This window comes from Gimesia algae, from assembly GCF_007746795.1.
Lineage (GTDB): Bacteria > Planctomycetota > Planctomycetia > Planctomycetales > Planctomycetaceae > Gimesia > Gimesia algae.
Genome location: NZ_CP036343.1, coordinates 917,318 through 941,505, shown reverse-complemented (window position 1 = coordinate 941,505; position 24,188 = coordinate 917,318). Strand labels below are relative to the sequence as shown.

16 protein-coding genes are annotated in these 24,188 nt (G+C 50.7%); 14 read left to right on the top strand and 2 right to left on the bottom strand.

The window, feature by feature from the left end:
* Nucleotide 1 precedes the first annotated feature (1 nt).
* From Pan161_RS03410 to Pan161_RS03375, 8 genes are all read left to right on the top strand, one after another.
* Nucleotides 2-769, top strand: coding sequence for a hypothetical protein (locus Pan161_RS03410; RefSeq protein ID WP_145224191.1), 768 nt, complete (start codon nucleotides 2-4; stop codon nucleotides 767-769).
* A 42-nt stretch (nucleotides 770-811) separates the two neighbouring features.
* Nucleotides 812-1,588, top strand: a complete 777-nt coding sequence (locus Pan161_RS03405) for a hypothetical protein (protein ID WP_145224190.1) — start codon at nucleotides 812-814, stop codon at nucleotides 1,586-1,588.
* 152 nt (nucleotides 1,589-1,740) lie between these two features.
* Nucleotides 1,741-2,274 (top strand): hypothetical protein, encoded by a 534-nt coding sequence (locus Pan161_RS03400; RefSeq protein WP_145224189.1) that lies wholly within the window; start codon nucleotides 1,741-1,743, stop codon nucleotides 2,272-2,274.
* Between the two features lie 31 nt (nucleotides 2,275-2,305).
* Complete coding sequence (locus Pan161_RS03395; RefSeq protein WP_145224188.1) at nucleotides 2,306-3,262, top strand: hypothetical protein; 957 nt, start codon at nucleotides 2,306-2,308, stop codon at nucleotides 3,260-3,262.
* A gap of 2 nt (nucleotides 3,263-3,264) precedes the next feature.
* Nucleotides 3,265-4,158 carry a hypothetical protein gene (locus Pan161_RS03390; protein ID WP_145224187.1) on the top strand — a complete coding sequence of 298 codons (894 nt, stop codon included), beginning with the start codon at nucleotides 3,265-3,267 and terminating at the stop codon, nucleotides 4,156-4,158.
* A gap of 441 nt (nucleotides 4,159-4,599) precedes the next feature.
* A complete protein-coding gene (locus tag Pan161_RS03385) occupies nucleotides 4,600-7,677 on the top strand; it encodes a GAF domain-containing protein (RefSeq protein ID WP_145224186.1) in 3,078 nt (1,025 codons plus the stop codon).
* Between the two features lie 203 nt (nucleotides 7,678-7,880).
* A complete protein-coding gene (tam, locus tag Pan161_RS03380) occupies nucleotides 7,881-8,651 on the top strand; it encodes a trans-aconitate 2-methyltransferase (protein ID WP_145224185.1) in 771 nt (256 codons plus the stop codon).
* Nucleotides 8,652-8,698: 47 nt separating this feature from the next.
* A complete protein-coding gene (locus Pan161_RS03375; RefSeq protein WP_145224184.1) occupies nucleotides 8,699-9,010 on the top strand; it encodes a hypothetical protein in 312 nt (103 codons plus the stop codon).
* A 39-nt stretch (nucleotides 9,011-9,049) separates the two neighbouring features.
* On the opposite strand, the gene Pan161_RS03370 is transcribed toward Pan161_RS03375, so the two are convergent.
* A complete protein-coding gene (locus Pan161_RS03370) occupies nucleotides 9,050-11,986 on the bottom strand; it encodes a hypothetical protein (protein WP_145224183.1) in 2,937 nt (978 codons plus the stop codon).
* A 253-nt stretch (nucleotides 11,987-12,239) separates the two neighbouring features.
* On the opposite strand from Pan161_RS03370, the gene Pan161_RS03365 reads away from it, so the two are divergent.
* The 3 genes from Pan161_RS03365 to Pan161_RS03355 all read left to right on the top strand — a co-directional run bounded on the left by Pan161_RS03365 (nucleotide 12,240) and on the right by Pan161_RS03355 (nucleotide 14,417).
* Entirely contained in the window at nucleotides 12,240-12,938 is a 699-nt protein-coding gene (locus Pan161_RS03365; RefSeq protein ID WP_145224182.1) for a phytanoyl-CoA dioxygenase family protein, read from the top strand.
* Between the two features lie 149 nt (nucleotides 12,939-13,087).
* Nucleotides 13,088-14,002 carry a hypothetical protein gene (locus tag Pan161_RS03360; protein ID WP_145224181.1) on the top strand — a complete coding sequence of 305 codons (915 nt, stop codon included), beginning with the start codon at nucleotides 13,088-13,090 and terminating at the stop codon, nucleotides 14,000-14,002.
* A gap of 22 nt (nucleotides 14,003-14,024) precedes the next feature.
* Complete coding sequence (locus tag Pan161_RS03355) at nucleotides 14,025-14,417, top strand: hypothetical protein (protein WP_232103606.1); 393 nt, start codon at nucleotides 14,025-14,027, stop codon at nucleotides 14,415-14,417.
* Here the strand turns inward: Pan161_RS03355 and Pan161_RS03350 are convergent.
* Nucleotides 14,414-16,597, bottom strand: a complete 2,184-nt coding sequence (locus tag Pan161_RS03350; RefSeq protein ID WP_145224179.1) for an FdhF/YdeP family oxidoreductase — start codon at nucleotides 16,595-16,597, stop codon at nucleotides 14,414-14,416. The two genes, Pan161_RS03355 and Pan161_RS03350, sit on opposite strands and share 4 nt — an antisense overlap.
* 247 nt (nucleotides 16,598-16,844) lie before the next feature.
* Between Pan161_RS03350 and Pan161_RS03345 the strand changes: the two genes are divergently transcribed.
* The 3 genes from Pan161_RS03345 (at nucleotide 16,845) to Pan161_RS03335 (ending at nucleotide 24,137) form a co-directional block, all read left to right on the top strand.
* Nucleotides 16,845-18,824, top strand: a complete 1,980-nt coding sequence (locus tag Pan161_RS03345; RefSeq protein WP_145224178.1) for a redoxin domain-containing protein — start codon at nucleotides 16,845-16,847, stop codon at nucleotides 18,822-18,824.
* Nucleotides 18,825-18,944: 120 nt separating this feature from the next.
* A complete protein-coding gene (locus Pan161_RS03340; RefSeq protein WP_145224177.1) occupies nucleotides 18,945-21,257 on the top strand; it encodes an efflux RND transporter permease subunit in 2,313 nt (770 codons plus the stop codon).
* Nucleotides 21,258-21,491: 234 nt separating this feature from the next.
* Nucleotides 21,492-24,137, top strand: a complete 2,646-nt coding sequence (locus tag Pan161_RS03335; RefSeq protein ID WP_145224176.1) for a DUF1553 domain-containing protein — start codon at nucleotides 21,492-21,494, stop codon at nucleotides 24,135-24,137.
* Nucleotides 24,138-24,188 lie beyond the last annotated feature (51 nt).

Here is a 24,188-nt window from a genome sequence, read left to right as displayed (position 1 = left end):
TATGGAATCTGCTTCCCCTGTGGTTAAAGTGCCGGCGACGCCGGAATATGTGTTGGATGTGCTGCTGGAACAGTCGCGTCACGAATGGAGCAAAAGCTTAAATCTTTCCGAGGAAGAAGAAATCCCGGTGACGCTTGATTCTCCACTGGATACGCTGTTTGAGGCCTGCCAGCTCTATGACTCGGCGGTAATAAGTATATTTACTAAAGACTGGCTGGGGTTGAGCGAGTCAGACTGGGCGCAGGTGGTATCTGGTTCTCAGATGCACACAGTGCGCGATTTTTGTGAACGGATCGCTGTGCGAATGACAATGCCGGTGATTTCCCTGGAGACTTTTATCGGTCGAACGTGTCGACCTGCGTCTGCTTTTCTGACAATTCGTTCGCTGTTGCAGGAGGCTGGTGTTGATGTTGCAGAAATTGCTCCTTCGACGGCCTTATCGAAAATGACACGGCGGCATCTGGATCTGTTTCTGGGACCGATCGCCAAACTGGCACCCGGGGTTTTACCTACAGTGCAGGTGAAAAGACCGGTGTGGGATACGAACTGGATTGGAACAGCGGCTATATTATACTATCTCCTCCTCGGCCCTCTGAGTGTAGGATATGGGACTGCAGCTTATCTGTTATTTATGTTTGTGTTTGGATGCCTGGTGCTTGCTGCCTATGCTACTAAGGAACGTAACCCGGTCCGGGTACGATTCGGGAACCTGCGAACCTTCAGGGATTTGTCGGAACTGATTGCACAGCGTGCCGCGTTTCAAGCGTGAGCGGTGAGTGCACGGTGTTTCTCATTCAATGGAGATGAATTCATGGAATCAGCAGAGCCTGTGTTAAGAGAGCCGGTGACGGCGGAATATGTGTTGTCGGTGTTTCGCGAACAGCATCGGCTCTATTTTCTGCTTGATTACGATATGCTCCCGCGAGAGGAATTGACCTTCGAATCAACGGTCGAAGAGTGGCGGGATCAGATGGACCTGGTTGAGTGGCGGCCACTGGGGCGGGCTGAGAATGAACTCTGGGAGATCGATCTGCCGGATGAAGCATGGAAGCAGGTGCTTGAGCCAGAGGGAGAGAAAACACTGGGCGGTGTGTGTGAGTTGATCGCCCGGTATGCAGCTGTCCCTGTGATTCGTGAAGAGACGTTTTTCGGAAAGCCGTGCCGCCCTGCCTCGGCGTTTCTGACCATCCAGGCCCTGTTGCAGGAAGCCGGCGCGGATGTGTCGGAGATTGCTCCTTCGACAGATTTGCGTGAGTATTCTTATCGGTATGCGTTTGCCTTCCTGTATCGGATTGCGAATCTGGCGCCGGGTACTCTGCCCCGGCCGGAACGGGTGAACTGGGATTCGTATCGAGGAGCCGATCTCAGTCTGCTCTGGATGACCGGGACGTTGCCTTTCGCATTGATGTTTTCCCTGGGGATCGGGAGCCCCTGGTTTCTTCTGGTACCTGGTATGTTTCTGACGATGTATTGTCTGTTTCGCTGGGAACTTCAGCGACTGGGAGGCAAGCAACTGAAATTCGGTGACCTGAAAACATTTCGGGATTTGTCAGAACTGATCGCAACACGTGCCACATTTCAAGCGTGATAATCTGTTGGATTGACCTGAGAGGGAATTGAAAACATTTCAGGAACTGTCAGCTTGATTCGGCTCTGATTTTGGTGCTGAATCTGTTAAGGTTGTAACAGTATCGATGGGGACGGCAGAACGCTGTCTAAAAACTGGCTTGAGAGGATCAGATGAAAAAAGAAGAAGTTGCTTATATTGGCTGTCGACTGGTCGGGTTGTTTTATGCAATCAAGGCACTGGAGACCGTGGCGTCGTTTGTGATGACGTTTGTCGCCTGGAAGACGGCTTCGGCTCAGTTTTCCACACCGGTCTCCGGCATGTTTTATCTGCAGTTGATGCCTTTGACTTTTTATACCATCACAGCCTGTTTGCTCTGGTTTGGTTCAGCGACAATCGTGAAATATCTGTTACCTGACAGTGAAATTAAGTCGGCTTCGAAAAGTATTACCGCAGAACAGATGCAGTCAGTCGCATTTTCTACAGTGGGACTTCTGGTTCTGACCTGGGGGATTGCTGATCTGGGAAACGTTTTGTTTCAACTGTTTCAGTTAAAGAAATCCAGCGATTTTGCTCAAATTCCCCTCACTCTGCAGGCAGAGGGGGTGGCGGTTGCCTGTCGACTGCTGTTTGGTTTCTGTCTGGTCTTCGGTTCTCGCGGACTGAGCGGTTTTTTCACCAGGTTGCGGCAGCCTGAATTGCGGTGAGGGAGCCGACTGAATTCCAGAGGGAATCAGAATGAATCTGAAATGCCTGTTACTGATGCTGACTTTCATTGCTGTTGGTGAAGCTGCCGCAGTAGCTCAGGCTCCCACGGAATTCAAAGACTGGAAGATGAATTCTGAGCAGATGCCCCGTCTGACTGAAATCGACCGCAACAGTATCTATGTGATTCGCATGGGGCATTTGCTCTTGACTTATGAACCAGGTGACTGGAAACGCAGAGGCCTGAAGCAGAAACCCGTGCAGTTGGAGTCTATGGTACGGGTTGGCAAAGCAGTCACTGCTTCGGAGCCGGATGCCGCCTTTCTGGCGTTGGTGAATCAGCAGTTGGAGCAGAAGCAGACGTTTCAGTTTCAAAAGGCGAATTTGGCGCAGTGGGGTGCCTCGGGAGACGAGGATCAAACAGAATCGTTTCTGTGGGAAGTGGTCTGGAAACGGTTCCCGGTCTATGGAGGTCTGGTGGAAGAGCCAGAGTTGATCAAGGCGCTGGTCGATTCGCGAGGTTCTCTGATTCCGCATGACCGTTATCTGATCGATACCGTTCCGTTATTGCTGCCCAAACCGGAATTTGATCCCGATCAGAATCCCCGCTACCGAGAAACCGAGCGCCCCCGGATCTGGCCCTGTGCGAAACTGAAGCTGGAGGCCGCAGATGTAGAGCCCCAGAAGAAACTGAGTCCGTCCGAAATCGAGAAACGGGCACGTCAAACGTTCGATAAAATGGTCGAAAGGTTGCATGGGATCTACAAGGCCGAATCGTTCCAGTTCCAGTTTGTGAATCTGCAGCGAGCGCGGTTGCCCTGGCGTCTGAACGCTGAGGGGCAGATTGAATCTCTTTACGTCTGGGCAGTGCAGTTTCAGGAAGTGCGGACAAAGAGACTGAAAACGCCCCCGGAACTGTTCACGGTCTGGGTGAAAGAGGACGGAACGGTTGCTGATTTACGACTGATCGACGAACGGGACAGGAATTGAACATGGGAAAAATTGTTCTGCTGACATTCTTCATGCTGGTTGCGGCATCGCCTGCGGGGGGAGAGCCCGACAGGAAACAAGATGTTGATCCGATGCTGAGACGGTGGTTACTTTTCTTGGGCCCGAATTTATCGGTCGCTGAACTGATTCCTGATGCAGATCTGAAAACATCTCGTTCAGTCGGGACACTGATGATCGCGTACCCTGAACGCATTATTAATGAGCCGGATTCGCCGCCAGTCGAATTGAATGACGTGGTACCGGTGGCGAAGGTGATTCAACGTACGAAGCCAGACAAAGCGTTCACATCGCTGATTAATCTGCGTCTGGATCCGGATTTCCATTTTTCCGATCGAGGGGCCAGTCTCGTTTCAAAGAAACAGATTGGCTATCGATGGCATGTGAACTGGGAACTTTCCCCGAATTATGGCGGTTCTTCGGGGCCTCCTCTCGAGTATCGGGCCGTGGTGACAGCCCGGGGGAAAGTAATTGCTCCGGATTTATATCAGTTCGATACTTATCTTATCCGTAAGCATAGGCTGTGGCTGTGTTCCATTCTGAAACTCAAACTACCCGATAATAAAAAAGAGCAGAACACGCTCACTCAACAGCAGATTGAGGAACGAGGGCGCGCGGCGTTTGAGAAACTGCAGCAGAAAATAAAAGTCACTCCGGGGACGAAACCAGCTCAATTTGAGTTTGCGGATTGCCGAGCGATCGAATTTCCGTTGAGTGTGGATGCAGATGGGAAAATCCAATCGATGAAGGCCTGGGGAGTGAACTTTAAAGAAATTCTGGAGCGCGATGAGAAGAAAACGGAAGATATCTTTACGGTCTGGGTATCGGAGAGCGGTACGGTTTCTGAGCTAAAAATAGTCCCCATTCATGAGTGGTGAGCGACACTATTAAGCGATTGCCTCCTCCACGGGCGGTATATTCTTTTCTTTCCCACGGTATTTGCAGTCTGCTGGTACGACTCCGGGAACCTGCGCTGGATGAATGCTCCTGTAGGCAAAAAGCCTCATTTGATCGGTGTGGCGGGTGCTCAGTTTAATTGCTTAATAAAGCACAGAAAATACTGCTCTCGAAATTTTCTTAAATCAGTTTAGACTGTGTCCAGTTTTACTATAGCGTCTCCAGGTCCATTTGGACGGAGTATATTCGATTGAGAAACGCTCTGGTTAAATTTGATTCGCTCAAGGATAGGATTGCCGTGATGTGTCTGATGATTTACTATAAAGCACCCATTAATGATGGCTATCAATACTGACCCGTCTGAAAACGAAAATGTGTTTTGTCCGTAGCTTTTCTATTACTAAGTTATTGGAAACATCCAGATGAATGATGATGGTATCGAGGTTCTTGCAGAACAAAAGTCCTTAAATGTATTACCTGATATCAAAATTATTCTGGAGCTGATCAGCAAAGGGGTCTCTCTCAAGGCTACCTTGAATACGCTGGTGGAATATATCGAAACGAACAGCAAAGAAATGATCTGTTCAATTCTGCTTTTGGATGACGAAAATCAACTCAGACATGGTGCCGCCCCCAATTTGCCAGAAGATTATATTCGTAGCATTGAAGATTATATTCGTAGCATTAATGGTATAAAAATTGGTCAGAATATAGGATCGTGTGGGACTGCCGCGTATCTAAATCAACAGATTGTCGTCGCAGATATTGCAAACGATCCTTTGTGGAAAGACTTTAAAGAACTGGCGTTAATCTATGATCTGCGCGCCTGCTGGTCGACACCGATTCGCTCCTCAACGGGAGCCGTTCTGGGTACCTTTGCCATTTACTACCATAAACCCTGTAAGCCAAGTCAATTTCACCTGCAGCTCATTGAACAGGCAGTGTATCTGGCAGCGATTGCAATCGAACACGCGCAGGTCGAACAGAACCTGCAGAAAAGCGAAGAGGAATCTCATCGATTGCGTGTCCAGTTGACAGAGGCCATCGAATCTCTGACGGAAGGATTCGCGCTTTATGATGCCGACGACCGGCTCGTAATGTGTAATTCCAAGTTCCGCGAATTCTATGTGGAAAGCGCAGACCTTTTGACTCCCGGACAACGGTTTGAAGATCATATCCGAATCTCGGCCCATCGAGGGCAAATCGTGGATGCTGTAGGGAGAGAAGAAGAGTGGATCCAGGAGCGTGTGAAACAGCACCAGAATCCGAAAGGAAGTCATCGGCAAAAATTAGGAAATGGTCGCTGGTTACTGATCTCGGAACAAAAAACAGCAGGAGGTGGGATTGCCGGTGTTCGAACCGATATCACCCGACAGGTGTTGTATGAAGAGGAATTGCGCACCTCGTTTCATTTGATTGAATCCATTCGAAACCTGCTGGAGCATTACATTGTCGATTCAGAGTCTGACCAGGTATTTGAAGACCTGTTACTGACACTATTGAGGACTTCAGACAGCGAGTTCGGATTCATTGCTGATGTTCAGAAGACAGAATCAGGCTCCCCCTGTCTGAATATTCGAGCCAGCAAGTGTCTGTCTCCCCACATAGAATTGACGGAATTTCACACCGTCACACTTTCAACGAAACAGGAATCCGGTTCTCTGAAAGCATTGTTTGACCAGATTATGAGAACTGGAGAAGAGGTTATTTTCAGTCAGCCCACTGAAGTACCACAACTCGGCAGACTGGCGGAAGAACTGTTTGAAGAGAGGATGAGTTCTTGTCTCAGCCTGCCGATTTACTCACAGGGAGATCTGACGGGAGTGGCGGTTATTGCAAACCGACCAACCGGGTACAATGAAGAATTTGTCGAATTTATTAAACCCCTGCTTGTTACCGGTGGGACTCTATTCAGAGCACATCGGAATGAAATCGTCCGTAAAAAAAATGAAAACGCATTACAAATATCTGAGGAACGGTTTTCCAAGATTTTTGATCTGAATCCACTGGGCCAGGTGATCATTAATTTTGATACAGAACAATTGCGTGATGTGAATGAGTCTTTTCTAAAGACAACGCAGTATGCACGTGCGGAAGTTATTGGAAAAACCATTCATGAACTCAATTTATTTTCTGATAAAGCACACTGGGAGGAAATCGTCAGAATTGCGCGAACGGAAGGAATGGGTTACGATCAGGAATCATTACTTCAGATCAAAAGCGGTAAAAAACGATCTATCCAATGTTATTCCTGTTTGATTCAAACTGCCGGGGAACCATTACTGCTAGTCATGTTTAAGGACCTGACCGAACAGAAACATGCCATGGAACTCAATCGGCAACTGCAGATTCAGCTGCAGCATGGTCAGAAAATGAAAGCCATCGGACAATTAGCGGCTGAAGTGGCTCACGAGTTCAATAATATTCTCGTGGGTATTAATATGAATGCGGAGCTACTGCAGCTGACACCGGAAAACGAGTTGCCTGAAGAGTATCGAGGCCCCTTGCAGGAAATCAAAAATTCCGGTGAGCGTGCTACCGACCTGATAAAGCAGATGCTGGCTTTTGGCCGAAAGAAAGAGCCAAATACCTCCTGGATTAATCTGAACACGATGATCGCTGGCAATCAGAATATGTTCCAGCGGATTTTGGGAGAAACAATTATTCTAAGGCTAAGCCTGGACCCGAATACGAAACCTGCCTGGGCAGACGAAGCTGAAATCGAACAGGCCTTAATGAATCTGGTGGTCAATGCGCGTGATGCGATGCCTGAAGGGGGGACTCTGATAATCAGTACGAAGAATGTTCTCCTTACTGAAGATCAGATTTCTCGTGAATATGGGACACTTCCCGGATCCTATTCACGGTTTTGCGTGATTGATAATGGTTGCGGGATGTCCGCGGAAACAGTAGAGCAGGTTTTTGAACCATTCTTCACAACCAAACCTGCAGAGATGGGGACCGGACTTGGTCTTTCCACAGTATTCAGAGATATTTCTAATAACGGTGGATTTATCTCGGTGGAGAGTCAACTGGGAGCAGGAACCGAGTTCCGAATCTATCTCCCCCAGGATCAAGGAAAAACAATAGACGCGCAAAGTGTTGCTCCCCCTGCTTCCCAAGATCCGATTACAGGCGGCACCGAAACGCTTCTGGTCTGTGATGATGAGGAATCAGTGCTTACCGTTGTCTCAGCGTTACTGGAAAAATTAGGATATTCAGTCATCAAGGCCTTAGGTCCGAGTAAGGCCATTCAGGCGGCCAGATCCCATATAGGCAAAATCTCACTGTTATTGACTGACTTTAACATGCCGGATATGAATGGACAGCAACTGGCAAAACAGTTAACGCAACAGGATCCTGAATTGAAAGTCCTCTACTTGTCCGGGATGACGGGAGAAGTTCTGCAAGATATCAACGATTATGAATTGGTCCAAAAACCGGCGAAGATCGGTCTCTTAGCTCAGAAAATTCGAAATGTTCTGGGTGATGTCGATTGAATCGATTTCTGAAATCAGATTGAAGGCTATTCCACGATGAAACCGTATGGAAAGGTATTTAACTGACTCAGAATCCTTCCGCGTTCGACTCCGACCCTGAGTGAACCTGCCGTCATTTATCATTGTCCTGATGTTGTGTGAAGAAACAACACACTGAGGGATCAGGGTTTGTTGATTTCAACGGCTGCTTAAGGAACCAGGGAATGCCTGTCTGGGATGCGGATCAATATTTGAAATTTCAGCGTGAACGGACGCAGCCTGCCATCGATCTGGCAGCACGCTTGCGGCTGGAATCACCCCGACGGATTGTGGATGTAGGATGTGGCCCTGGCAACAGTACGGCGGTACTGGCAAAACGCTGGCCGAAAGCGGAACTCAGCGGTATGGATAGCTCGGCTGAAATGCTGGAAACTGCGCGAGAGTCTCAGCCTGAGATACACTGGTTCCAGTCGGATGTTACCAGTTGGAAACCGGACACCAGGTATGATCTGCTGTTTTCGAATGCGGTGCTGCAGTGGGTGCCAAGTCATGAATCTCTCCTTCCCCGGCTGATGAGTTTTCTGAAACCGGGAGGCGCTCTGGCCGTACAACTGCCGATGCATTACGACTCTCCCCTGCACTACCTTGTCAAGGAAGTCTCGGAACTGCCGGAGTGGAATGCGCAGACCGCAGAGGCCCGGGAGGCGCTGGGCTCTGAATCGCGGTCGTTTTATTACGATCTGCTTGCGCCGCTGAGTTCCGAGATTGAGCTCTGGGAAACGAAATACATCCATATCATGGAGAGTGTGCAATCAATTCTGGAATGGTTTCGAGGGACGGGGCTCAGACCTTATCTGGAAGCATTACCCGATGATCGTGAGCGTGCCCGCTTCGAAGCAGAATTACTGGAACGCTACAAACCCGCCTATCCGCTCCAGAAAAACGGTAAGGTGCTGTTTCCGTTTCGGCGGTTATTTATTGTGGCGTATCGCTGAGTTGTGTTGATCTGATTTATGGTTTATTGTTTCAGGGAATCTGTGTGGTGAGTGGAATGGTATATGGAATCTTTCTGGTGCTGCTCTGTCTGTGGGCAACGGGGAGCCGGTGTCTGTCACAATTTGGTCTGAAAGTCGGGACTGTCTACCTTACGGGAATCGTATTTGGCTGTTTTGGGCTGAGTTACCTGGTGGGCGTCTATTATAATTTCGGGCTGTATAACACGGATCGATTTTCACTGACCGTTTTATCGATGTATCTGCTGGCTGCTGTAATTGTCAGTGTTTTTCTGGTGAATCTGTCTGTGATGACCGGATTATATCTGGGCGTTTTGCGGATCAAACCATCATCCCGTTAATACAAAAAACGTTTCATCGACGTTGATACCTGAGGCTTGTTATGGCTTTCTCGCAGTAAGCGGTTCCTCACGGTCCGGTTTTCTGGCGATAACTGGATCTGCGTTCTGTGTCGAAACAGTCTTTTCTGGAGAGGAGTCAGGCTGGGGGGCTGTCTCTATTTGACGGCTGGGGCCTTTTACTCTGAGTCTATCAGTTTGAAAAAACTGCTGACCTGAAGAATCTGTGATCGACAGAATCAGTGAGACTCGGGACTTCGGAAAATCGGCGGGAACCTGCCAGGAGAGCAGGCCCGTGGGAGAAACAAACATGCATTCAGGCCCCGCCTCGAGTTGATATTTCACACCTCCCTGTTTCGATCTGACATCCATCTGGCTGATCCAGTGCTTTCCGCGGATGGCTGCTGACAGCGGGTGTGAGACGGCAAACAGATAGTTCTGGTCCGACTGTTTCAGCAGATTTTCCAGGTTGATCTCGTGCAGGATCAGACTCTGCTTCGTGGCGGGGATTTGAATCAATAGATTCTCGAAGGGCAAATACTGGAAATGTTTCGACAACGCCATCACATGCGGACCGGGAGCCTTTTGGCGTTCACTGTCACTGAGGGTCGGGTTGACACTGGTCAATTGAGCCAATGGGGTTTTTGCCCCTTTAGAATAGAGGTAGAACTCTTTTTTCGTTTTGTGTTGTGGCTGTTCTTTTGCCATCAGATAAAAGCCGGGCTGCACGGAAGGGATGGGAATACTGCGTGGGTCGTCCCGGTTAATGGGATTCATCTGTCGCGACATGAAGCCGTGTGGTGTATACACGACTGATCCGTCTGCACTGGGGAGCAGGACAAAGGGAGAGGGAATCTGCGTCGGATGGTTGCTGACCTTCTGGTCTTCCAGAATCAGCACCCCCGCGGCTCCATAAGAGATCAACGTCCCGTCAGCGGAGGCTTTGACGTGGTGCGGTTCAACAGAGACGCGCAGAGGATGCTGCGACTGATACTTCCGTTCCCGCATCGTCTCAGGATTGAAGAAATGAACCTTCATCTTCCTCATGTCGTCGCCAGTAAACAGCACGAGGGGACCCGCGGAATCGTATCCCATTACCAGGGCAGCGATCCGATCAGCAATAGGGGAAGCAACCGTGAGTTCGCGCTGAAAGGTCTTGAGATTCCAGCGTTCAAAAATCTGCCTGTCGCGCAACAGAATGATCAGATCATCTGCGCCAGCCGTGAACAGGATATCGTCAGAATTAACGGGGATATATTTTACAACGGCTGATTTGTTCGTGTCGAAGACCGCCAGCTGATGCAGATCAAGAAGATGCAGAATCAGGTAACGTCCCCCGCCACAGACGACCAGGTCATCAATGCTTCCCGGAAGGTTGACTGTCCGTTGATGCGGTTCAGGCTGAATTAGTGTGGCTTTTGGAATTGTCGATTTTTGATGAGTGCCAGGCTCAGGCTGATGTAGTGGAGATGGTTTTCCGGCAACGGAAGATGCTGTCTTGTTTTTTCGAATTTGCTGACCTTGGATGTCAATCTGCCAGGTCTGGAAAACTTCCTGCCCGGTTGCATCTTTAACTGAAAGTATGACTGTTTCTGTCTCCCGTTTGAATGCTACTGGGATTTGCCAGATCAAGGTATCTTGTGGAGTAATCGTCATACCTTCCGGGCCGACTTCGATCGAGGTCTGAATCGGCAACTGCTTTGCTTTGGCATTTAGCTGGTATTGGTAGAAGTCTCCCTGTTTTGCAGTATTCCTGGGTTGGCTGGTGATTAACAGATAATCAAGAGGTGACTTGTCCAGAGCCTGCTGCAGGTGAACCCGATGCAGGACAACCTGACTGTTGGTGGCGGGTAGGTAAGCCAGCAGATCCATATCGGGGAAATAATGCAGACGTAGTATCTGAGGAGTTTCTCTCACGAAGAAATCCTTGTGCCAGTCACGCCTGGAGATGGAAGGTACGACCTGGGGAATGGTAAGGAGTGGCCGGGGATCATGCTGCTGATGAATTGTAACATTCGGACTGTCGGCCCTGACTCGCATATACAGATTTCCGAGAGAAGCGGGAATCGCGCGGGAATGATTTTCCGCCAGAACTTTAATGAGGGTGTTCGTATAAATTCCCGAGAAGGAATAAATCAGACTTCCGTCCGGGCCAGGCAGGCTGACTCCGAGATTTCGGTCCTGATAGAACTCCTGAATCTGGTTTCGTTTGATGATGAGGTTTCCATAGCCGCTGTGTGATGCGACACCCGGGCGTGCGACTCCGAAGACCGAGCCATCCGCGGAAGCATGCACAATACAGTCGCGGGTATTGACGTCTTTGAACTTCCAGTCACTCCCACCGCGTTTCAGGTGGGCTGGTTCCAGAGTCTGCAGATCGAGAAAATTCTCTGCATTGACGGACATGTCTCCACGACAGAGAAAGATCGGGCCTGCTGAAGCAGAGCCCATACTGATCTGAGAAACTTCTCCATTATTCAGAAGACGCGTCAATTCCAGCTGATGTGTCTGAAGATCAAAGCGTTGTATTTTCTGCTGATCGCGGAGCACGACTACCAGTTTCTCAAGACCCGCAGTAAAGGCGATGTCATCGGACTCGACTGGCAGGTATTTCGTCACGCGAGCCGCGGACACATCGAAGATTGCCAGTAACCGCAAATGGTCCAGATGAAAAATCAGGTACCGCCCCGCTCCTCCTGCCTCGACGGCGCGACAGGTTCCCGGCAGATTTACTGTCAGTGGGTCACCAGAAAAATCAGAAGGCGAACTCTTTGAGAGATTTGCCTGATCCGATTGACTCGGTTTGGTTTTGCTGACATTGAGAGGAGAGAGACGCTGTTCTTCTGAATTTGCAGGTGGTGCCTCTACGGGTATTGTGTCGCCCTGATACTGTTCAGAGGCAGGTGCCGGAACAGATTTTTGACAGGAACAGGAACTGAGAAGTAAGAACAGTCCTGATCCCAGAAGAGCAAATCGCAAGTGAGCCACCTTTCGAACGCAGATTGAAATCACAGTCACTTCAGGATAGCGATATGTACATTTTGCCATACCCGAAGATGAGTTTCAACCTTTGGTTCGAAAGTGTGCCCGTGACATACCGAATTCTATCGACGAGACTACTGGAATTTAGAACTGAAATGGACTTTGAATGCGTCATTCTGATTGATAACATTTCTGCTTGAGTCCCGTTTTCAAAGCGGATATCGCATACTCAAACAGGAAAAGCCGGGTAATGTCAGAGATCACAGACTGTCAACTGGAACAGGCAGGTTACCAGAAAGTGTCGGCCCCCTTGCCTTCCTGTACTCATGACATTCTGGAAGAGGTGCTTGACTCGGTTGTCCAGGAGAACTTTCGTCGGCGGCGCAATGGTACCCGTTATGCGATTCGGAATGCGCTCCTCGCAGTGCCTGCTCTCAGGCCTCTGCTTGAGCACGGTGCACTGGTGGAATTGGCACGCGGAGTCCTGGGACAAACGGTTGCATTAGTCAGCGCGACGCTGTTCGATAAACGCCCCGCTGCAAACTGGTTTGTGCCACCGCATCAGGATCTGTTCGTTCCGATTGCAGGTGCAACAAATGATCCCCGCTGGACCAACTGGTCAATCAAAGCGGGAGTCCAATATGTCGAACCGCCCGTCGAAATGCAACGGGAACTGCTGGCGGTACGCGTACATCTAGATGCCTGCCCGGGTGTGAATGGGGCACTGGAAGTGGTGCCCGGCAGCCATCGGGAACGCTTGAGTGAAGAGTCGGTAGCAGAGTTTAATGAAGAGGCGTTTGAAGTCTGCCCTGCTGGCCCGGGGGAAGTGCTGCTGATGCGGCCTCTACTGGTGCACCGTTCCCGTGCTGCGAAACTGCCAGCGCGCCGCCGGGTGCTGCACGTGGTTTATTCTGCAGCGGAGCTGCCCAAAGGTCTGAAGTGGACTTAAGCCTTCAGGTCTCGCCTGGTTTTTAGTGAAGTCAGGTGAATAACTTAAATCAACTCTTGTGCTGTTCATATGAATCGATTCAAATGTTGTGATGACATGTGACGCGATTTACAGCAAATTGTTTCATTGAAAACAGTCAGGGTAACAGAGTGAAATTTGAATACAATCTGGATGATGCCACTCATGATATAAAGCAGGCTTCCATCGCTGCCTTTATCTCAGCGGCGATGAGTACCTTAGTCATCGTCGCTGCGATGGCCTCTTCAGCCGAAGGCGTATTCGGACCATTTGCTGATCCGGTTAACTTCATCGATGTTGCCCTGGTGCTGGCGTGCGGGGTGGGTCTCCGGTTCTATTCCAGAACTGCCGCAGTCACCCTCGTTATTTATTTCATTTTTGCAAAAATCTTTATAATGCTGGAGAACGGGCGACCTTCGGGGCTGCTGTTTACCATGATCTGGCTCTACTTCTACTGGAAGGGCATCCGAGGCTCCTTTGCCTACCATCGCTTAAGAAAAGAAGCGGATTCCAGTTACCGGTCCACACCTGTCGGGTTTTACTATTTCGTGATTCCGCTCGGGGGGATTGTTCTGAGTTTAGTCGTTTTAGGTTTAAGCCTGTTTGGACTCGGAATACTCGCTGAAAGTGGAGCCTTTGTCGATTCAGCGGTGATTACGGGCGACAAGCTTTCAAAAAGTGACTTACAACTGCTTCTTGATGAAGGAATCATCAGGCCGGATGAAACTGTTCTTTATTTTTATTCGGCGGGCATCACTTCCATTTCAGATGACGGGAATCTGTTGACTGATCAACGTGTCGTTTCTTATGAGAGAATCGAGGGAGTATTAGAGGTCTACGCAGCGAAGTATGAAGATGTGGCAGAGGTCATTATTGTTGAAGAGGGAAACTTCATCGATGATACGATTGTCGAAATCAATACGACGGATGACGATGCATTTCTGCTGTTCCTCTCTCCCCTGGAAGAAGGTGACCAAACCTTTATTAATGAACTCAGAAACAGAGTTCGGTCGCAGCCTGATAAGGCGACACTGCCAGCACTGTAAAGAAAATAACAAATCTGAAGCATTGATTAGCATTTCGATTCAGGATTTTTTTAAGTGGATTATTACAGGTGACGAGCGACAACAGGAAACAAAAACGAAAGGGAAACGACTGCGGCCCTGGTTTCTGGCTGGATTTCTGATTGTGTTTGTGGGGATGGGGCTCTGGTTCCATTCATTGGGGGTAGGTGGTGCTCCGGGTACTCTGCGGAGAACGAATCTCTTTCAGTATTACTATCTTGAAACGGGCGCCTGGCTGAGACATTCTGGTGAGTTGAGTGCCGTTTCCCCAAGTCTGACTCATGTGATGATCACTTTAGGGTTTTATCTCGTTTGCGCAGCGGTGGGCGGTGTGTTGTTCATGGGGATCGGCTGGGTGATCCGAAAATTCAGTTGCCGTGCTACTAATAGTATTTAAACCGTCGCTTCCACTTCCAGCGTCACCCGTGTTGATTTAAAACCGGGTGTTTTCGAGAGCGGATCGACGGTGTGTGGAACCAGGATATTGGCTTCCGGGTAATACATCAGTGCGTTGCCGGCGCGGACGTCGAATTCGCGGACCAGGATATAAGGCATCTCCCCTGCTTCACTTTTGACCTTCACCCGCTGATCGGGTTTGAGTCCCAGGCGATCAATGTCAGCCCGGTTCATCAGGATGACGTCGCGTCGTTCCTGACCGCGGTAGATGTCTTCGTCATCATAGACGACGCTGTTGAACTGCCCTTCCGAACGGACTGTCATCAGTCTTAACTGGTTGTCATCCACGGGAATCTCAGGCAGCGGGATCGCGTGGAACTTTGCTTTGCCGCTTTCCGTGGGGAATTGGTATTCCGCGACCGCGCGGCCGGTGACGTGGAATTCCTTGTTGGATTCAATCGTCTGATGCATGTTCTCATAGCCGGGAATCAGGTCGGCAATCAGTTCGCGGATGGCGGAATGGCTTTCCAGTTTCTTCCAGTCGATGCGGTTATCGCCGGCGAACAGTTTCTGGCCGATGGCAGCGAGGATGGAGACTTCACTGCGGGGGCCTTCATACCGGGATTTCCCGCCGTCACTCATGCGGACGTAGCTGAACATCGACTCCTGTGTGGTCGACTGCGGCTCTTCATCGCGCGGCAGCACGGGGAGAATCAGTGTCTCTTCCCCCGTGCCCCAGACGTGCCCCGTGTTGAGTGTGGTGGAGAGATATAGAATCGTTTTGATGCGGCTCATGGCTTCGAGCGCATATTTCGTATCGGGGTTGCTGCCGTAAAGGTTGCCACCCAGACAGAAAGCGAAGTCGATCTCACCGCGATGCGATGCTTCCATGCAGGCCATCGTGTCATAGCCGGGTGTCGTGGGAACCTGAATGCCGAGCTGTTTCTCCAGACGTTCGAGCATGGCCTGTTTCAGTCCCGGTGTCACGCCGACCGACCCGAGCCCCTGTACGTTACTATGCCCGCGGATCGGCATCAGACCTGCCTCGCGGCGGCCGACCATGCCTCGCAGCAGGGAAACATTGGCGATGGTCTGCACGTTATTGGTGCCATGTAGATGATGCGTAATGCCCATGCACCAGCCGATGACGACATTTTTTGCAGAGATATACTGATCGGCGATCTGTTGAATGGTATCGCGGTCGACACCACTCTGGGCGATGATGTCGTCCCAGCTGGTCTGGTTAACCTGTTCCTGGAAGGCTTCATAGTTCTCAGTATGCGCAGCGATAAAGCTGCTGTCCTGGGCATTTTGTTCAAGGACGACCTTGGCGATGCCGGTGAGTAACGCCAGGTCCCCGCCGACATGCGGCTGCACATACATGGAGGCGATGCTGGAACCGAACAGCATGCTGCGGACGTCGCTGGGGACTTTGAAGTTGACCAGTCCCAGTTCTTTGACCGGATTGATGACGATCACTTTGCCACCCCGCCGCCGGATTTCCATGAAGGCTTTCATCAGTCGCGGATGATTGGAGGAAGGATTGGCGCCAATCAGAATGTAGAGATCGGTGTGTTCGAGGTCTTCCAGTTTAATCGTCCCCGCTCCGGTGCCAATGCTGGAGCCTAGACCGACCCCGCTGGCCTGATGACAATAGTAAGAGCAGTTGTTGACATAATTTGTACCCATCAGACGTGACATCATCTGAAACAGGAAGCCGGCCTCATTCGAGGAACGACCGCTGGCATAGTAAAAAGTCCGCTCGGGGCCAGAGGCTTTCAGACGCTCGACTACCAGATCAAGGGCCGCATCCCAGGAAATGGGTTTGTAATGTTTTTCTCCGGGAGAGAGCAGCAGTGGTTCGGTGAGTCGGCCGCTGTATTCGAGTTTGCGTGAGTTGAAAGATCGCAGCTGGTCGATATTGTACTTCGCGAAGAAGTCGGAAGCGACTGCGGGCTGCATGTCGGAAGCCATTGCCTGAAATGATTTTTTGCAGACTTCGGGAAACAGGCCCGCTTCATTGACCATGCCTCCCTTTTGCCCGCCCATGCCGACCGCGCAGGTCTTGCAGGCGTTTTTGGAACGCATGGATTTCCAGAGTTTCCACCAGCCTACCCGGTTTGCCAGAGTCAGACTGTATTTAATCGCTTTCCAACCGCCGCCGCTACGTGGAGCTTTCACTTTACGCCTTCCTTTGTCGTTTTTCAGGAGCACACTGCCGTGAACCGATTCAGATACAACAAAACTCAATTTTCACACTTTTGCCAAAATCTGAAACCTGTTCAAGTTAGGTCGAGTATATCCAAATGAATTTATGCAATCAACGAGACGGGCTTCAATTCCGTACAGTGGGTCTTGCGAGGCTTTCCAGCCTGTTGATACAATACAGCCCCTGTCTATATTCCACTGCAGGAGGAAGGATCGCTCTATGTTTAGTCGCTGTTTAAGTTTTGCCGTGTTTTTGATTCTGGTTTGCGGAAGTCCTCTCTGGGGGGATAAACCAACTGGCACTCCCTCCCCCGCTGATCTGACATTTCGTCTGCCGGGCACTTCAGGTGAGACTGTTGAACTCAAGAAACAACCTGCTCAGAAAGCGACGGTGGTCTGTTTTCTGGGAGCGGAATGTCCGCTGGCACGGCTGTACGGGCCGAAGTTGAATGAGATACAGTCAGCATACAAATCTCAAGGCGTGCGACTGATTGGCGTGAACAGTAACCGGCAGGACTCACTGGAAGACGTCCAGGCATACGTCAAAAAATATCAGATCCAGTTTCCGATGGCGAAGGATTACGGGAATGAAGTCGCCGATCGGTATCAGGCGGTACGAACTCCGGAAGTCTTTGTGCTGGATGAGAACCTGGCGATTCAATATCGGGGACGGATCGATAATCAGTATCTACCGGGAATATCCCGAGCCGAAACGACTTCCAATGATCTGAAAAATGCGCTGGATCAGGTTCTGTCGGGTAAACCAGTCAAACTGGCAAAGACAGAGCCGAACGGTTGTTTCATTGGACGCGTCAAAAAAACAGAAGTCACGACCAGTCTGACGTTCTGTAATGAAGTGGTGCGGGTTTTGAATCAACATTGTGTGGAATGCCACCGCAAAGGAGAGATCGCGCCCTTCAGTCTGACCGACTATGATGAAGTCCGGGGCTGGGCAGACACGATGTTGGAAACCATTGATGACGGACGCATGCCCCCCTGGCATGCGAGTCCGAAGTATGGTCATTATGCCAATGCCCGTTTCATGTCAGATGAGGATAAGAAAGTACTCCGCGACTGGGTTGCCGGGGGCATGCCATATGGTGATGTGAAAAACATGCCGAAACTTCCCGAGTTCCGCGAAGGCTGGCATCTGCCGGAAATTCCCAGCGCGGTTTTTGAAATGCGGAAGCGGCCTTTCCAGGTTCCCGCGGAAGGTGTGGTGGAATATCAATATTTTGTCGTGGATCCGGGGTTTAAAGAAGACAAATGGGTGACCGGGGCGCAGGTGCTGCCGGGTAATCGCTCTGTCGTGCATCATGCGATTGTTTTTATTCGCCCACCCGATGGAGCCGACTTCCAAGGCATCGGCTGGCTGACCGCGTATGTACCGGGTCAGCGGATCAAAAAACTGCCGGAAGGGCGTGCCCGCCGTGTACCCGCTGGCTCGAAGCTGGTATTTCAGATGCATTACACGCCAAATGGATCGGTAGCGCAAGACACTTCTAAAGTTGGTTTGTTATTTGGCAAAGAAGAAGAAATCACGCACGAAGTTTTCACGCTGATTGGCATCGATCAGGAGTTTGAAATTCCGCCACACACTAAAGATTTTCCCGTGACAGCAAAAGTACGCCGTATTCCCCCTGAAGCAGAACTGCTGGCGATTGCGCCACATATGCATTTGCGGGGGAAATCGTTTCGGCTGTTTATGAAGCAGAAGGACGAATCGGAAATTCTGCTGGATGTGCCTCACTACGATTTCAACTGGCAGCATATCTACGAGCTGAGTCAGCCCATGAAACTGGACGAAGTAGAATCGCTGGAGTTCACCGTGAAGTTCGATAATTCCAAGGAGAATCCCTTCAATCCCGATCCGAGTGAATATGTGACCTGGGGCGATCAGACCTGGGAAGAAATGGCGATTGCCTTTTTCGAAGTCGCCGAACCCCGCAAGAAGAAAAAGATTGAAAATCCGAAACCTCAGAAAAAGTTGAGTGACGCAGAGATAAAGTTGCAAAAAAAAGAATTGCTGCAGAAACATGAAAAATATACGGTAGAATTTTTCGAACGTTTCGATAAGAACCGAGACGGTCACGTCATGCTGGATGAAATTCCCCTGGTGACTCAGCGCTACGGAAATATCAATGATTTCAACAACGATGGTGAAATTCAGAAAGAAGAAATCAGTATTCCGAACAGGTAATCGGGTTGTAACTCACCCGAATGAGTGCGTTCGCTCTGTTCTATTTCCTTCTTAAATTATCTACGCCGCTGAAAGAGAGAATCGAGAGTGTTTCGCGCGTTTAATCGATGTTCTATCTGGATGGCTGATCATCCCGTGATGGTCACCCTGTTCATTTTGCTGCTGAGCGGAATTGCGATGCTGGGCTATACCATGCCCGAAGAGGTCCGTGACTGGTTTAAACCGGCTCCGGTTCAACAGGTACAGCAACAGAAGCCGGAAAAGCCACGAAAAGTGCGCGAAGCGCCCCCGGATGTTGATCCAATCAGCTTGACCGATGCCCACACCATTCTGGTCATTGATTCGGAAGACTTTTTTACTACGGAGCGAATTAAAGCGCTGCGTGAAATCGTCGAACGTATTGAATCACTGGACTACGTGCGCAGTGTCTTCTGGCTGGAGGACATTCCCAATCTGAATATCTTCGGCTTGCGGGAACCCTTGATTCCCAATGAGCGGGCTTCCCAGAAGCGACTGGATACCGCCAAAGTGAAAACGGTCGCACACCCACTGGTCGGCGGCCAACTGCTGTCCGTGGATGGCAAGACGCTGTTGCTGATGATCAAGTTCGACTGGTTTCGTGTGGACGATGATGAAGATTGCACGACCGGAATTAAGAAGGTCGCGGGTGAAGTTGCTGCGAAGTATCCGGGCGTAGACTTCTCTTTCCTTACCACCGGACGGGTGCCAATCTATCTGACTGCAGTTCGAACTCACAATGCAAACAAAGTGAAATACCAGGTGATCGGTTACGGCATGATCCTGTTCATGGCGGTCATCCTGTTTCGCGGGATCTCTGCCGTGATCATCGTCGCATTGGCGCCGATGTTCGGCGTCTTTCTGACCCTGGGGTTCATTCAGTTCCTGGATTTTCAGGATAATCCGTTTAATGATGTTGTGCTGCCGGTTTTGTTGAGTCTGGTGGGGTTGACGGATGGCGTACATCTGATGGTCCAGATTAGAAAGCACCGTGCCGCCGGGTTGAGTGGGCGTGATGCGGCCCGGCGAGGCGTTCAGGAAGTCGGACTGGCCTGCCTGTTGACCTCGGTGACGACGGCCATCGGCTTTGGCTCCCTTTCACTGGCACACCATGAAACCGTGCGCGAATTCGGCTACAGTTGTGTGGTTGGGGTGCTGCTGACTTTCATTGCGGTCATCACGGTGATTCCCCTGGCCTGTCGTACCTGGCTGGGACGTTCGATTCATGTCGGCTATGGAAAAGGAATCATCGACCGGCATCTGGGTCGGATCAGTGTCATCATTGAGATGGTTCTCAAGCGGACACGATTTATCAGCTCGCTGGGCATCGGTGCGACCGCCGTTCTGATTTTGATTTCGTTGACACTTCGTCCTGATGAACGGCGGGCCAATATGCTGCCCGATGGCTCGGAAGCGGCGGTGGCGTTGAATCATATGGACCGGGCCATGGGAGGGCTGGAGCATTCACTGGTGCGCGTCTCCTGGGATGATGACGTTGCCTCCGATTCTCCCGAGGTGCTGATTGCCATCAGTGAAGTCGATGATTTACTGTTGCAGGAAGACTTGATTGGCCATCCGATTTCGATTCGCAATATCCTGGGGGCGCTGCCCGGCGAAGGCAAACCGGAAGAGCGGATGTCGATGATGGATCTGCTGCCTCCCCCGCTGAAGCGCGCCTTTTATACACCGGAACGGAATCAGGCCGAAGTCAGTTTTCATGTGCAGGATCTGGGGATCGCCCGCTATGGCCCGACCTTCACACGGATCGAAGAGGGACTGAAAACGATTGGTACTGCGCACCCGCACTTTCAATTTGAGCTGACGGGGTCTGCTGTGTGGCGCTGGCGGAACCTGTATCAGATCGTCGTGGATCTCGCCGCCAGTCTGGGGAGTGCTGCGATTATCATTCTGATTGTGCTGGCGTTTGCCTTCCGTTCCCTGCGACTGGGATTGATTTCCATCATCCCCAATATGTTTCCACTGGCTGTCACAGGAACGTTTCTGGTATTTACGGGACAGTCCCTGGAGATTGTCAGTGTGTGTGCCTTTACGGTTTGTCTGGGGATTGCCGTCGATGATACCATTCACTTTCTAACCCGGTTCCGAGAAGAACAGTTGCTGATCGACAGTGATGAAGAAGCGATTCGCCGCGCTTTTACCGGGGTGGGAACGGCTCTGATCATGACAACCGTGATTCTGGTCGCCGGATTTTCGACAGTCATTTTCAGCGACATGCGCGATCAGCGGATCTTCGCCATTATGAGTGGTCTGACGATTTCGTCTGCCCTGTTTGGAGACCTGGTCTTTCTACCTGCATTGCTGGCGCGGTATGCGAAACGTTCACAGGTGCCCGCGATGGAAGAACCAGAAGAATTGCCTGACCCGGTGGTGGAACAGACTCTGGTTCGGGAGTGATCGAGGCTCATCTGCTGTAACTCTTATGATTGTTGGCATTTTCGACGTCTGCCCATCGACAGTTCGCGTGACGTCTTTTGTTTGTGGTTCCGGAAAGCTGTAAGTAAAGTTAAATAAATTGACTTTACAGCCGATAAATGTTATAAAAGATTCCCACCACTGTAGTTATATTCGTTGAGTTCAGCGGAATGACACCCTCCCTGAAGATGTTCCCCGATATGAAGGAACAGCGCTTTGTATTACCGTGTGAATGCACTACTGCTGCCCGGCTTAATCTCACTGTTTGCGTGGATTCCCTCTGCTTCTGCATCTGATGAACGGCTGACGTTTGAAAAAGACATCCGACCCATTTTCAAAGCGTATTGCTTTCATTGTCACGGTGAAGAAAAAGAGCTTTCCGGTGCACTCGATCTGCGGTTAAAGCGTTTAATTTTGAAAGGCGGCGATTCAGGAGATGCGATTGCTCCCGGAAAGCATGCTGACAGCCTGCTGTTTCAATACGTAGAATCAGGCGACATGCCTCCCGATGAGAAACAGCGTTTAAAACCTGACGAAGTGGCCGTCATTGCCCGCTGGATCGATCAGGGAGCCGCCGCAGGACCGGAGCCAGCAGGCGAAGTGAAGCCTGGTGATTTTCTGATGACGGCAGCCGAGCGTTCGCATTGGGCATTTCAACCAATCCATAAATCGAAGTTGCCGGATGTTGTACGTCTTTCCCAGGCAGCGAAAGCATCGACAGTAAATCCGGTTGATGCATTTGTCGCTCGTAAGCTGCAAGCGAATGGGCTCTGGTTTTCCGAGGAAGCAGATCGACTGACGCTGCTTCGCCGGGCAGCCTTTGACCTGACGGGGCTCCCCCCTGCTCCGGAAGATGTGAAAACGTATCTGGCAGACGAGTCGCCCGAAGCGTATGAGAAAATGGTGGATCGTCTGCTGGCGTCTCACCATTATGGCGAACGTTGGGCGCGGCACTGGCTGGATGTCGCCGGCTATGCCGATTCAGAAGGCTACAACGATAAAGATGTGATTCGCGCGGATGCCTGGCATTATCGTGATTATGTCATCCGCGCACTGAATGCAGATAAGCCGTGGGATCAGTTTATTCAAGAACAACTGGCGGGAGACGAACTGGTGAAAGCCACGCATGCGACCGCGCAGAAACTGGTAGACCAGGATCCGGCCGTGTGTGACAAACTGACGGCGACCGGGTTTTTACGGCTGGCGCCGGATGGAACGGGATCAAGCCCGATGGATCCTGCTCTGGCCCGGAATCAGGTGATTACGGAAACCGTGAAGATTATGTCTTCCTCGTTACTGGGGATGACCGTCGGTTGTGCGGAATGTCATCATCATCGATTTGATCCGATTCCCCAGGAAGACTTTTATCGGCTGCGAGCCGTCATTGCCCCCGTTTATGATGCCGACAAGTGGCGAAAGCCGACCAGCCGTCGGGCTGCGTTAATGTCAAAGGAAGAAAAAGCAAAAGCGGTGGAGCTGTCAGCGAAAGTCAAAAAACTGGACGAGCAGCATAATCAAATCAAAGCAGAAGTGACGCAGTTAATCTCGGAACGGGTTTTGAAGGAAGTCCCTGAAGCAGACCGGGAGCAGGCGAAAACCGCTTATGAAACAGCCGTGAAAGAGAGAACTGCCGAACAGGCAGAATTCCTCAAGAAAAAGTATCCGATGCTGGATCTGCTGGTCCCGGGGCGGCTGCATCTGTTCCTGGCGCGTTATAAAGATGGCAAGGAACTGGCAAAACGCTATGAAGATGTGAAAGCGGAAGCCGACAAACTAAGAAAGCAGATTCCTCAACCGGAGTACATCCGGGTTGCGACCGAAGACACTCAGCATCTGCCTGAGACATTTGTGTTTTATCGAGGGGATATGTCCTCACCCGAATCAGAAAAGATTGCGCCGGGCGGACTCACGGTTGTGGGTTCAAAAACAGAAAATACATTTCCCACCAATGATCCTGCAGTCCCAACGTCGGGTCGTCGACTGGCGTATGCCCGTTATCTGACGAGTGGACAGCATCCGCTGGTGGCTCGCGTGTTGATGAACCGGTTCTGGATGCATCATTTCGGACAGGCGCTTGTCGATTCGACAGGGGATTTTGGCTCGCGCTCCGCAACTCCGACGCATCCGGAACTGTTGGACTGGCTGGCAGCCGACTTCATGGAGCATGACTGGGAGTTGAAACGGATTCATCGGCTGATCATGACTTCGCGGACCTATCGTCAGACCTCGGCTTCCCACTCTGAGAAAGCGCTGGCCGTCGACGCAGATAACAGGCTGCTCTGGCGGATGAATCTGAGACGGCTGGAAGCGGAATCGATTCGCGATGCAATTCTAGCCGTCAGTGGCGAACTGAATCGGGCCCCGTTTGGTGCACCCATCCCGGTCTCTCTGGCTGATAGTGGAATCATTACTGTAGGCTCGGGAAAAGTTTCCGCCGATCGACGGGAACTCAAGCGTTCCGTCTATATCCAGGTGAGGCGGACTCAGCCTGTGACAATGCTGAATGCATTTGATGCACCGAGTATGGAGCCAAATTGTGAGCGACGTGTCTCTTCCACCGTCGCGACGCAATCTCTGGCGTTGTTGAACAGCGAATTCATGCGTGAACAGTCTGTTGCGTTTGCCAGGCGGGTATTGGCGACAGCGGGAAAATCTGCTGATGCAACAAAACTGGTGCAAACCGCCTGGAAGCTGGCATTAAGTAATGAACCATCGGCAGCTGAAATGCAGGCTCTGGAGAAACATTTTCAACTACAGTTACTGGAATACCAGGCGAAAAAAGTAAAAGATCCCCAGCAGGAAGCTTTGGCATCACTGTGCCATGTCCTGTTTGGCACGAATCAGTTTTTATATGTCGAATAAACGGTTTGCAATCAGACGTCAGTCAGATGTCTGTAGATTGATAACCTCTCC